Here is a 12421-nt window from a genome sequence, read left to right as displayed (position 1 = left end):
ATGAACATAGTTTTACGCTTGGTCTGCCGGTTTTTTACCTCTGATAAATTTATTTACTAAGGCCATAGCAGTAGCTTTAATACCGTCAGCATTTTTTGAAACTAAACTTGTTATAGCCATTTGTAAAAGTGTGCCCGCAACCTGTTTAACAGGATTAAGGGAGCCACCTACTAATATTTTTTTTGTTAAATAGCCGGAGGCTAAACCCATTGCTGCATCTTTTAAATCGTGCTTAAAATCAGGTGCCTGAACCAGATCGTGAAAAGTACTTTTAACTAAGTTAGCAGGGCTAAATGCAGCAATGGTTTCTTTAAAGTGTTCTTTAAGCATTCGCTCATCATTCGCTTTTTGTCTTTCCAGTAAAGCAATATTTTCTTTTAACTGTATAATTGAATCTAGTTTACTCATCGGAACCTAATTGAAGCATGTGAGAAATAATAATTTGATTGATTTTTGTGTGGAGGGCTTTGTTTAAAAATAACCATAAACCACCACCAATAAGTGCATAAAATCCGGCTACACAAAAGAAACCATAGTATGATTTGCCTAATATATCGCCTAGCCAAAGTGCTACGCCTACATTTAGTGTAACTATAAAAAGCACCAGAAAAAGTAATATAATGCCGTTAGAAGCAAGTTTTGCTATTGAATAGGAAAATTTATCTAAGGTTTTGAGTTTAAATAACTCAAAGCTGGTTTTTCCATATGCTTCTACTTTTTCAAGTAGCGTTTCCATATAAGCTGTTTTGTGTTCCATTATATTATTTTACCTTTAAATGGTTGGTGGTTTATGGTATGTATTAATAAGATTTAACCTCTTTTTTGACTTCATCCACTCTGCTTTTTCCTTTTTCGAAAAGTTTTGTAGCATCGTCTTTTATGTCTTCATAATTTTCGTTTAAAGCGGACATTAAATCGCTTAATTTTTCTTTCAGTTCATCAATTGAATCTGATCCTTTTTTGGCAATTTTTTTTCTGGTTTCTGACCCTTTATCTGGTGCGAATAATATGCCTAAAATAGCGCCTGAGGCAAGTCCTGCCAATACGCCTAAAACTACTTTTCCTGAGTTCATGTTTTTGTTTGTTTAAATGTTTATGACTGGCATTAGCAAACTACTAATGCATTAATTGATTTATATTTTTCTACCTTGAATAATTCTAAGTATAATAGAGATAAGTGCTATGACTAAAAGTATATGAATAATTCCGCCTGCACTGTACCCTACAAAGCCTATTATCCATATAATAACAAGGATGACGGCTATAATATATAATAAGTTTCCCATGGTGTTTTTTTAATTAATTGTTAGTTTAAAAGTGCTTTATGTTTAAAAACTATTTAGTATTTTTTACAGTAAAGCTTTTAATAGCATTTCCTAATTGGTCCATGTCATGGTTAAACTCTGTTTTAAAAGCTTCCCAGTTATCTTTATCGCCTTTGTATTCCCATATCTTTTTACGCATTTCCAGGTTTTTTTGTTCCAAGTCGTCAATTATTTTTTGGTCTTTAGCTTTTATTGACTTTTTATCGGTAATCATTCTGGTTTTGTATTCTTCAATCAATACTTTGTTGTTATTGATTTTTTGTTCTGATTCTCTTTTGAAGTTTTCATAATCAGTTATAGAGTCTTCACGTGCTTGGTTTAATTCCTGCTTAGCATCTTTTAATTCTTCTTTTGCATTTTCTACCTTTTTAGCAGGCGAGTTGCAACCAAACATGATACTGCCGGCTACGTATCCTATTGTAAGTATTGCGATGAGTGATTTTTTCATGGTTTTAGCTTTTAAGTTTGGTGTGAATTATAATTCAGTTATAATTTTATGAATGTCGTCTTTGGTTTTTCCTAAACGTTTCTGAAGTCTTCCAAGCAGTTCATCTTCTTTGCCTTCTATCAACAGCAAATCATCATCAGTTAGTTCAGCAAACTTTTGTTTTAATTTTCCTTTGGTTTCATTCCAGCTGCCTTGGAGTTTTGTTAAGTTAGTCATGGTCGTTTTTATTTAAATTGTGAAAATTTATTTTACTCTTCAAAGAATGATTGTTTTAAAAATGCAAGCGTTATAAAACGCTATTATTTAATTACATCATTCACTGTTTAATCAGGCTTTTCGCTTTTATAGCCTTCTAATAAGGCAAGCAATGAATGATGGTAAGCCTTTAAATTCTTGAGTGTAATTTCCGGGTTTTTTTCATCCGGAATAGTAACAGGCATTTCATCCAGATACTTTACTAACTCGGGATATTCTGACCGTATTTTCATGGTCAGATTTAATATATCGTCATTCAACTCGTGTTCCGTTTTCATGTTTATTGTATTATTAAAAACCTTTATGTTTTAGTGTATCAAGCTTCAGGTTTATTTCTTTGAGCAGTGTAACTTGTTTTTCTTGTGCTTCAAATAGTGTTTTGTTCTGAGCCTCTAATAGTAAGTCCATTTTTTGTTCAAGACTTTTTATTTGTATTTCCGGTTTCCGGTTAATCAGGTTATCGTTCTCTTTTCTTAATCTGTCAATTTCCTCTATCCTGTTTTGGTTCATTAGTATAAAGGGAGCTTGCAGTGTTGCTATTCCTGATAAACCTAAATTTATTAAAATAAACAGATAAGGATTAATCTGTAAATAGGTTAAACTTATCATATTGAAAACAACCCAAAAGGTGAAAATAATGGCATATAGAATAATGAATTTCCAGCTGCCTCCAAAGTGCGTTGCTTTAGCCCATATTTTCTGCTTTTGCTTACTATTTTTGCTTTCCATTTATTTATTTTGTTAGGCATTTTTAGTTTAAAAGTATCAGACTAAATTTCTTCAAGGGCCATTCTTTTTTGATCAGTATGGTGTTTAAATTCTGAAGGTGTTAATCCGGTAATTTTTTTAAACTGGTTTGATAAATGGGCTACGCTGCTGTAATTAAGTTTGTACGAAATCTCAGTTAAATTTAATTCATCATACAGCAATAATTCTTTGGCTCTTTCTATTTTATTAATAATAATAAACTGCTGAATGGTTATACCTTTTACCTCCGAAAATATATTTGACAAATAAGTATAATCATGGTTTAGCTTTTCACTTATATAATCAGAGTAATTAGTTTTTGGTGGTTCGTCAGCGTAGTGAACCATTTCAATAATTACGTTTTTAATTTTTTCAATAAGCATCGCTTTTTTATCCTCCATTAGCTCAAGACCTGATTTAAGCAAATTTTGCTTTAAGGCTTGGCGCTGCATGAAGTCTATATTCTCCATAATATCAATCTGGCCTAATTCAACAACATTACAATGTAGACCTAAATTGTTTAACGCTTCTTTTACCATCATCTTGCAACGAAGACTCACCATGTGTTTAATATACAGTTTCATAAAATAATTAGTTTTTAGGTTTTGATACTATACTATATATAAAACATGTGCCCTAGATTTTAAGGGCACATGATTAAGGCCTTATTAAGGTTGAATGCCTTTAAATACATGGTTTTTTTAATAGACTTATTTGTTTGGAGTATAAAAGCCAATGATGGCTTTGATTGGGGAATTTTCCCCATACTGGGGAATTAATGCCACAGTGAATTTTATAATATTATACGAAAAGACATTGTTGTTTTTTGAATAGCCGGTGAAATAATGCTCAGACAGCTTTATATATTTCCCAATTTTTGTATCCAAAAGCACATAGGGATTAAACAAAAAAGCAGCTTTATAGCTGCTTTTTTGTTTAATCTGTGTATGAATTAGAAAACCCTTAAAATCCGTACTGGTTATTGTTTTTTACCATAAGGAGAAGTATTAAATATAAAATCCTCATTCATCTTGGCAATCAGCAGGTTTATGCTGGCAATCTGTTTGTTAAAATTAGTTTTGAAAGCAATCCAAGTATCTCTTTCTTCAACTTTGCGCTGATTAAGTATGGTTTTGAGTTGAGTATTTTGAGTTTCTATTTGCTCAATTTGCTTTTCAAACTTGTCTTGTGTTGCTTGCGTTTCCAGTTTAATTATAGTTTTGAATGAAGCAATCTTAAGCTCATTTTCATGTAATTGCACGCCCATTTCAGTAGTGTATAATATGTACTCGTCAAGCGAGTCTGAATGCGGTTCTTGCGAATTACGCATAGCTTGAATTACCCGTTCCTTGGCCTCCTGAGCCGTTTCCGTTTTTTGTTCGGTGTTACGGCAACCAATAAAACCAATAATGCATATTGTTAGTATAAGTTGTTTTCCACCTGATTTTATCATAATAACTACTTATGTTATAATAAAACAATAAGTAAAATAACAATAACAATAATGGCACCTACTGAAAGGTAAACGCCATCACTTAATTGAGTAAGTTCTGTTCTTATGGTTTTTACTTCAGTTCTAAGGTTTTCTTTTTCAGTTTTTGACAAACTTTCTACATTTATTTTTTGAATAGCATCTATTCTATCCAATAATACCTGTGCAGTTTTAGCTTCCGCTGCTTTAGTTTCTTTAATGTTTGCAGCTGATGTTTGCAATGGACTTATAAAGTATAGCAAACCAATAGCGATCATGGTTATAATGTTCTTTTTCATGGTATTTAGTATTAATTTGTATTGGCAAGGTATGTTCAGAAAATCCTAAACCAGTTATACAATTCTTTTTATAAATTACATTATTTACATATTGAAATATTCCTTATGTGTTACTTAATTGCTAAACCCACGCTTCGCTTTTTGCATATTGCGTTGGCGGGTAAGGTGCGATTCAACAGTAAGCCTTGATAGAAGGTAGCTGACAGTTGATTCAGCCCCTTGGTTTAAATTAATATGCAACTCTTCCAACCCGTCATAACAACCACCTGTGCAAGGATTGTAAACAATTTGGTTTAAATGGTTTTGACCTAAAAACCAGTTAAAGGCCAGTTCTATTTTTGTTAAGTAACCGGGCTTTTTAGTGGTCTCATAAAATAAGTTAAGAGCAAGAATCGTATAGGCTACATCAATAGGTTGTTCGCCAAAATGAGCAGACTCTTTACCTTTATGCATCCAGCTTTTGTTTGATATAACTTTTATACCATTTTCGTTAAAAGTGTTTGATAAAAGAAAATCCATTGACTCAAATGCAATGTCCCTGTATAGCGTGTTATCAGTAGCTAAGCCTGCCATTAGCATGGCTTCAGGCAAAGCACTGTTGGCATAGGTTAAATAACTTTCAAACCATTCCCAACCGTTAGATGATTCGTGTTTATACATTTGAACCAACCTGTTGGCTAATATTTTAATTAATATAACATTTTCAGTATCGGGGCGTTTTTTGTTGTAATAGTATAAACCTTTAATGGTAAAAGCCATGGCCCGCGTTGAGTACATTTTATTTACTTTAAGTACCGCGGTCGACATTAGTTCAATAGCTTCTTCTGTTAAGGCAACAGGTAAATTAGGTTGTGCAATTAAATAGCCCAAAGCCCAAATGGCACGGCCGTTTGAATCAGCCAAGTTAGTAGAGTAGTTTTGCGAGGTAAAGTTTTTATGCTTATCTACATAATTTAAAAAATAGCCATCATTGTCCAGGCAGTATGCTATAAAATGGTAATAAGTAGCAATCAATTTTAAATCAGCTTCGTCACCTGTTAATTCTTAGTGCATACAGATGGCTATTAAAGCCCTTGCATTGTCATCAAGCGTATAGCCCGAATCAATATCAGGGCGGTTCATTTTGGAGAACTGTATCATACCAACTTCTGTAGTCAGTTGTTTAATATGGTTGAGGTTAATAGCCGGTAAATTATATTGTAGAGGAGTTGTTTGCCCTATTGTTTTGTGGAACAATAAAGCATGCGCCACTGCGGTATTTTCCCATGCACTGGAAGCTATTTTATGCAACCCGTTTGAGCGCATATCCGCACTTAATTCATTGTTGTTTAATAAAAGCGTAACAGCTTCACACAGTTGCGCTGAATTTTCAAAATCAACTATAATACCTGAATCATCGTTCAGTACCTCACGTGCATGAGGTATAGGAGTTGATATAATAGGGCACCCACAGCTCACCGCATATGAAAAAGTACCGCTTACTGCCTGGTTCCTGTCCTTAGATGAGAAAACATAAATATCAGTTAACTGCAAATACTCTAAAAGCTCAGGCAGTGGTAAATATTTATTAATAAAGAGCACATTATTTTGTAAGCCTAGGCTGTTTACTTTATCCAGTAACAAATCCCTGTATTTTTCACCCTGTTCCTTTTTAACTGTAGGGTGTGTTTTACCAATTACCAAAAACAATACGCTGTCATCTGTTTTAATTATTTCAGGTAAAGCATCTAAAGTAGTTTCAATGCTTTTTCCTTCGCTCAATAAGCCAAAGGTCGAAATTATTTTTCGGCCTGATAAGTCGTATTTTTCCTTCAATTCATTTTTATCCAAATGCGGAACCAAATGTGTTCCGTGTGGAATAACCGCTATTTTATGGGCAGCAATTTCATAATCATTGGCCAATATCCTTGCCGATTGATTGGTCATTACAATTACTTCACGGCAGTTGTTTACTATGTATTTTACTTTTGTTTTTAAATCTTCCGATGGGTGAGGTAACACCGTATGAAATGCTACAATAATAGGTTTACGGAGTTCGGCCAGAAAAGTGTTAAATTCCTGTTCACGCTCAATAAATAAACCAAATTCATGCTCAATCAAAACTACTTCAATTAAGGCATCATTGTTTATTTTATCAGCCAGCTCACTGTATGCTTCTTTATTGGTTGATTCAATTACATATTTTACATCATTGTTGTAATCATATATTTCATTTTCGGCCTCTAACGCACATACTTTAAGCGAAAACGACTGGCAGAATTTTTCCTGTATCGTATTTATTAAATCGCTTGTATAAGTGGCTATTCCGCACTCTCTGGGTGGGTATGAAGTAATAAATAAAACTTCAGGTATGGTTTTTTTTTCTTGTATCGGTACTACTTTTTTTACCGGGGTATAATGGTTAGAAAATATATTAGAAATATTTTGTCTTTCGAAAAGAATCAAGCCCGTATTTTTGGTGTTGTATGAAGTGTTGTTCATGGTGTTTTAATATTATTAATTAATTCATTTACTAATTCGCTTATACTTACAGAAGCGCATGCAATCCTTTTATCGGCAGCACCATAGTATATGTATAAAGTATCGTCAAATAATGCAGTACCCGTGGGGAAAACCACATTATTTACGTAGCCTTTTAACTCCCAGTCCAAGTTAGGCTCAAAAAGAGGATAGGGTAAACGGGCTATTTCTGTTTGTGGGTCTTCTAATTCCAATAAAGAAGCACAGGCACAATAAACATAACCGTTCGGTGTATCATGTACACCGTGGTATATTATCAACCAACCTTTACTGGTTTCAATAGGGGGGCAGCCTCCTCCAACATAACTCGACTCATGTTTATATTGTGACGACAGCACAATATGTTCCTTTAAGTGCAATAAATAGTTTTCCCAAAATTCATTGGTTAGTTCCTGTAAACTGTTAACAGAAACAATTTGTATATCAGGCTTTATACGGTGGAGGAAAAAAAATTTATTATCGATTTTTCGGGGAAAGAAAATCAGGTTTTTATCCCAAAGCAATAATTTTTTATCTGGGTTACTAAAAATATTAGTATGAATATAAAAACGTTCGTATTTAATGTTTAAGGGGCCGCTGCATTCCGCTAATTGCTTAAACTTTTCGTAGGTTATTTGTGGTAAAATTATACCATGCATTTCAAAGGTTTTTAAGTCGGTTGAGGTGCATAAGGAGCCTAATGCATTCACACCATCATAAGAGGTGTAAGTAATGTAATAAATGCCATCAATTTTTACTATACGCGGGTCTTCTATACCATGAGCTTCGTAATCAAAGTGTGGGCTGATTAAAGGTGTTTCGCTGCGTTCAACTAATTGTAAAGGCCCTTCAAATCTGCAGTAACCAATGCTTGAATAATTTCCTTTCCTTACAGCCCTGTATAGCATATGCACTGTATTCCCATCCTGCATAATGGCAGGGTTTAATACACCCTCATCTTCAAAAGCGAGTAGTGTTTTGGTTAATACAATACCTTCTTTTTTTACTGATATCATGGTTATGAAAACAAATTTTAGCGGTGAATAGCTTTGTATAGTTTAGTTATAACCGATTTATTGTTTTACAAACATGACTGTAATACCCTACAGGGTTGTTACATAATGAGCAATGAATATTGTATTCTTTACTGATTTATGAGTAAGAAGATTTAGAAATACCCATTCTCATGGTAATCTTTTAATCAGTTTAACCAGTTCAAACCACATAACCGATAGGAAGCCCGTAGCAATGCATATAAAAATTTGGAACAGATTAAGGAAACTAAATTTAAAAAAGCCGGCTAATGGATTTATATAAATCATAGCTGCCGTAATAGCTATGGTAATAAAAATGATTAATAAAACCATATTGTTTCGGTAACGAATAGTGGTAAATATAGAGTAATAGAAAGAGCGATTTATTAATGTAAGAAAAATATTAGCAGTAATCAAAACCAAAAAAACCATTGTTCTGGTGTGCGATTCACTCATGTTTTGTTGAATTGCATATTGATAAATAAATAAAGTACCGGCAGTAATCATTATACCTTGTATAATACTAATAGTTATCTCCTTCCAACTAAAAAAAGTGCTGCTAAACGGACGGGGTTTTTGTAACATAGTATTAGTTTCTATAGGCTCATTTTCATAAATAATAGAACAGGTTGGTCCCATGATTAATTCTAAAAATATAATATGCAGTGGAGAGAAAATATTGGGATAAATCCAACCCAATGCCAAGGGAATAAATACAGTAAGAATAATAGGAATATGAATAGATATAATATATTGAATACCTTTTTTTAAGTTGGTATATATTTTTCTACCCATAGCCACTGCATCCAACATTTTCGACAAATCGTCTTCTAATAAAATAAGTGAGGCAGCTTGTTTGGCTATTTCTGTTCCTTTTTTACCCATGGCTATTCCTATATGTGCGGCTTTTAATGCCGGGCCGTCATTTACGCCATCGCCAGTCATGGCTACAATTTGATTTTGACTTTTTAATGCATTGATAATTTTAAGTTTAGCCTCCGGAAACATGCGTGTAAATAAGTTAGTTTCCAATACTTTTTTTTGTAAGTCTTCATCCGTAAGAAGCATTAAATCGTCACCGGTAATATTTTTTTCGTAACCAATAATACCTATTTGTTTAGCAATGGAGGTGGTTGTTTCAGTATTATCTCCTGTAATGATTTTAACATTAATACCCGCTTTATAAAACCCGGCTATTACTTTATCAATATCCTTTTTCGGAGGGTCATAAAAGGCAATAACTCCTTTAAAAGAAAAGGATATTGCTTCTTGTTTATCAGGAAAATTATTACCCGTAAATGTTCCTTCTCCAACACCTAATATGCGGTAACCCTCATACGCTAATGTTTTAATAGTTTGTTCTATTTGTTGTTTTTCATTTGTACTTAAATCAGATACCGCAATCAAGGCTTCGGGAGCTCCTTTAGCTGCTATTATTCTATTGCCCTCTTTATCTTCAAAAACATGAGTCATCATGGGTGGTTTTCCACTCAGGGCATATTCATGTACTATTTTATATTGATGGCGCTCATCTTGATCCATTGTTTGTGAGTAAGCTTCGTGTAAGGATTTTTCCATTGGGTCAAACGGAATAGGTTCGCTGGCCCACATAGCAAGGCTAATAAGGCTTTTTTCAGCTTCATATTTTATGTCATCTGCAGAAACTATTTTTTGTTGTGTAAGTGCATATACTTTGGCCAAACTCATTTTATTCTCCGTAATGGTGCCTGTTTTATCTGTACAAATAACCGTAGCACTCCCCAGTGTTTCAATCGTTTTCATTTGTTTTACAACTATCCCCATTTTCATGAGTCGCCAAGCGCCAAGCGCCATAAAGCTGGTAAAAGCCACAGGTATTTCTTCAGGTAAAATACTTATAGCTAAAGTAAGTGCTTTCAATAAACTATCTAATAATTGATAAGACTGAAAATAATTAATAGCCCAAACAATAAAAAAAACAAGGACTCCGACAAAAGCTAGTTTTTTAACAAAGTTGTTTATTTGTATTTCTAAAGGTGTTTTTTCTTCAGTAATGCTTTCTAAACTCTTCCCAATTTTACCTAGTTTAGTTTCATTACCTATAGCTGTAACATTGGCTATAGCTAATCCGCGAACCGCTGTGGTTCCATTAAAAATAAAACTATTTTCTTGATGGGTGTCTTTTTCTACCGGTAACGATTCGCCCGTGATTATAGACTCATCCACTGCGAAATCGTTGGCGTGTATAATAGTACCATCTGCTACAATTGATGTTCCCTCTTCTACAATTAAACTATCGCCTATTACAATATCTTCGCTTTTAATTTCAACGGTTTCACCATTTCTAATTACTTTACAAGAAGGTTTGGTAAATTCTTTTAGCTTTTCCAATGCATTTCTACTTCGTGAGTCTTGGAATAATGAAATAGCCGTTACCATTATAATAGTTGAGGCTAAAAATATACCATCACCTATTTGACCACTAATAAAATAAATACTTGCAGCAGCCAATAACAAAACAACCATTGGTTCTTTAACAATACTTTTGATGGCATTCAAAAAGGTATTCTGTTTTTTATAGTGGAGGGCATTGCTCCCATTCTTTTTTCGCGATTCAAGTACCTGCTCTTGGGTCAAACCCTTTATGTTAAAATAGGATATAGGCATATAAATAGTTATTCGTTTGTAACAAGTGCAATATGGAATAAAGAAAATGATAAAGATAGAAATTATGTAATAACGTAAGTGTTCTACTTCAGCGAGGATTAAAAAGTTAACCTACAATTTTTATAAAGGCTTTTCCGATATGATTGATACAATCACTGGCAAGTAATGCGTGTTCCCCTGTTTTTTTTACAGCAATATCTGCAGCCAAGCCATGTAGGTATGTTCCTATTATACAGGTATCTTTTGCGGAGTAGCCTTGTGCCAGCAATGCGGCCAATATGCCGGTAAGCATATCGCCACTTCCGCCTTTGGCCATACCTGCATTTCCTGTAGGGTTAAAATAGCTCATACCTTCTGGAGTTGTAATACAAGTAAATTTACCTTTTAATATAATATATACTCCATAGCGTTTACAAAAATAAAGCTGCAAAGCCAAGCGTTCAAAGTTGTTTTTGCTTGGCCCAACTAGGCGTTCAAATTCTTTTGGGTGTGGTGTAAAAATGGTTCCGGGTATAATGTTTTCTAACCAGTCTTTATGTTTAGCTAATATATTAATAGCGTCAGCATCAATAACCATTGGCTTTTTGCAAGTCATAATAATTTCGTGCAATGCATTGGCCGTTTTTTCACCGGTGCCTATACCTGGCCCAATTCCTATACTTGTATATGGGTTTAAGTCAGGAATGGTCGAAATATATTTTTCATTTTTATCTGTTATAACCATGGCTTCCGGAATGGTTGTTTGTAAAATATTATAGGCACATTTGGGTGCATAAATACTTACTAAACCTGCACCGGAACGGAGACTTGCTTTTGAAGCAATAACCGCAGCCCCAACCTTACCATAGCTGCCTGCCATTATTAAAACATGCCCATTGTTCCCTTTATGTGAAAAAGAATTTCGGGGCTTTATTAAGCCTTTGATTTGATATGCTTCAACTATCTCATAAGGGCTATTGCAGTTTTTTAAATAGTCCGGGTGCAAACCAATAGAAAGAATTACTACCTGACCCAAATAATCGCCATTTTCTGCCATCAAAAAAGCCAGTTTGTATTGCTCAAAACTTAAAGTATAAGTTGCCTTAACAATTATACTTGATACCTGAACTGATGATTCATCAGCCAATAAACCTGACGGTATATCAATAGCAATGATGGTAGCCTGCGTATGATTAATGGACTCAACTAACAACGCTTGAATGTCAGTAATATTTTTATTTAAACCAATACCAAAAAGTGCATCTATTATACAATCTGATGAAGCAATAATTGGAATATCAGCAGAAGAATTAATAGGTTTAATGGTGATGTTTTTAAGTGTTTTTAAGCGCGTGTAATTGGTAGCATAACAATCACTTGTCTTTTCCGTTAATTCAGTAGTGGTGTATACTACTACCGTATAATTATGTTGATGAAGTAACCTTGCAATACAAAGGCCATCCCCTCCGTTATTACCTGCACCGCAAAAAACATGAAAAGTTATTGTTTGGTTTATATGTTCTGATATCCATTTAAAGCAAGCAAGGGAAGCTCTTTCCATTAAATCAATAGCGCTGATAGGTTCTTCCTGTATGGTAAACATATCAGCTTCTTTAATTTGTTTAGAAGATAAAACTTTCATAGCTAAATAGAAATTATAAACCAGTTCCAATATAGAGGAATTAATTTTATTGATTTAAACATATTAATATCATGAA

General features: G+C 33.8%; 17 protein-coding genes. 1 reads left to right on the top strand and 16 read right to left on the bottom strand.

Annotated features, from left to right (window positions below; translation table 11 throughout):
- Window positions 1-12 precede the first annotated feature (12 nt).
- From V4538_06455 to V4538_06415, 9 genes are all read right to left on the bottom strand, one after another.
- Entirely contained in the window at window positions 13-408 is a 396-nt protein-coding gene (locus V4538_06455; protein MES2380661.1) for a hypothetical protein, read from the bottom strand.
- Complete coding sequence (locus tag V4538_06450; GenBank protein ID MES2380660.1) at window positions 401-757, bottom strand: hypothetical protein; 357 nt, start codon at window positions 755-757, stop codon at window positions 401-403. Before V4538_06450 ends, V4538_06455 begins: the two co-directional genes overlap by 8 nt.
- 43 nt (window positions 758-800) lie before the next feature.
- Entirely contained in the window at window positions 801-1073 is a 273-nt protein-coding gene (locus V4538_06445) for a YtxH domain-containing protein (protein MES2380659.1), read from the bottom strand.
- 60 nt (window positions 1074-1133) lie between these two features.
- Window positions 1134-1286 carry a lmo0937 family membrane protein gene (locus tag V4538_06440; protein ID MES2380658.1) on the bottom strand — a complete coding sequence of 51 codons (153 nt, stop codon included), beginning with the start codon at window positions 1284-1286 and terminating at the stop codon, window positions 1134-1136.
- 49 nt (window positions 1287-1335) lie between these two features.
- Window positions 1336-1773 (bottom strand): hypothetical protein, encoded by a 438-nt coding sequence (locus V4538_06435; protein MES2380657.1) that lies wholly within the window; start codon window positions 1771-1773, stop codon window positions 1336-1338.
- A 27-nt stretch (window positions 1774-1800) separates the two neighbouring features.
- On the bottom strand, window positions 1801-1989 hold the full coding sequence (locus V4538_06430) for a CsbD family protein (protein ID MES2380656.1): 189 nt from the start codon (window positions 1987-1989) through the stop codon (window positions 1801-1803).
- Between the two features lie 107 nt (window positions 1990-2096).
- The gene (locus tag V4538_06425; protein ID MES2380655.1) at window positions 2097-2306 is read right to left on the bottom strand and encodes a hypothetical protein; all 210 of its coding nucleotides are present in this window, start codon (window positions 2304-2306) and stop codon (window positions 2097-2099) included.
- Between the two features lie 13 nt (window positions 2307-2319).
- Window positions 2320-2757, bottom strand: coding sequence for a DUF1003 domain-containing protein (locus V4538_06420; protein MES2380654.1), 438 nt, complete (start codon window positions 2755-2757; stop codon window positions 2320-2322).
- Window positions 2758-2798: 41 nt separating this feature from the next.
- Window positions 2799-3359, bottom strand: coding sequence for an AraC family transcriptional regulator (locus tag V4538_06415; GenBank protein ID MES2380653.1), 561 nt, complete (start codon window positions 3357-3359; stop codon window positions 2799-2801).
- 69 nt (window positions 3360-3428) lie between these two features.
- Here V4538_06415 and V4538_06410 point away from each other — a divergent pair, with 69 nt between their 5' ends.
- Window positions 3429-3554: a hypothetical protein gene (locus V4538_06410; protein MES2380652.1), complete on the top strand. Its 126-nt coding sequence runs from the start codon at window positions 3429-3431 to the stop codon at window positions 3552-3554.
- Between the two features lie 200 nt (window positions 3555-3754).
- On the opposite strand, the gene V4538_06405 is transcribed toward V4538_06410, so the two are convergent.
- From V4538_06405 to V4538_06375, 7 genes are all read right to left on the bottom strand, one after another.
- On the bottom strand, window positions 3755-4228 hold the full coding sequence (locus tag V4538_06405) for a hypothetical protein (GenBank protein MES2380651.1): 474 nt from the start codon (window positions 4226-4228) through the stop codon (window positions 3755-3757).
- A 14-nt stretch (window positions 4229-4242) separates the two neighbouring features.
- Entirely contained in the window at window positions 4243-4545 is a 303-nt protein-coding gene (locus V4538_06400) for a hypothetical protein (protein MES2380650.1), read from the bottom strand.
- A gap of 114 nt (window positions 4546-4659) precedes the next feature.
- Entirely contained in the window at window positions 4660-5559 is a 900-nt protein-coding gene (locus tag V4538_06395) for a hypothetical protein (GenBank protein MES2380649.1), read from the bottom strand.
- 30 nt (window positions 5560-5589) lie between these two features.
- Window positions 5590-7026: a glycosyltransferase gene (locus V4538_06390; protein ID MES2380648.1), complete on the bottom strand. Its 1437-nt coding sequence runs from the start codon at window positions 7024-7026 to the stop codon at window positions 5590-5592.
- Complete coding sequence (locus V4538_06385; GenBank protein MES2380647.1) at window positions 7023-8060, bottom strand: pesticidal protein Cry7Aa; 1038 nt, start codon at window positions 8058-8060, stop codon at window positions 7023-7025. The genes V4538_06390 and V4538_06385 overlap by 4 nt, the downstream gene beginning before the upstream one ends.
- Window positions 8061-8228: 168 nt before the next feature.
- Window positions 8229-10724 carry a cation-translocating P-type ATPase gene (locus tag V4538_06380; GenBank protein MES2380646.1) on the bottom strand — a complete coding sequence of 832 codons (2496 nt, stop codon included), beginning with the start codon at window positions 10722-10724 and terminating at the stop codon, window positions 8229-8231.
- A gap of 106 nt (window positions 10725-10830) precedes the next feature.
- Entirely contained in the window at window positions 10831-12345 is a 1515-nt protein-coding gene (locus V4538_06375) for an NAD(P)H-hydrate dehydratase (protein MES2380645.1), read from the bottom strand.
- Between the last annotated feature and the right edge of the window lie 76 nt (window positions 12346-12421).

Source organism: Bacteroidota bacterium, from assembly GCA_040388375.1.
Classification (GTDB): domain Bacteria; phylum Bacteroidota; class Bacteroidia; order UKL13-3; family UKL13-3; genus JAAFJM01.
This window is presented reverse-complemented; position numbering and strand designations above follow the sequence as displayed.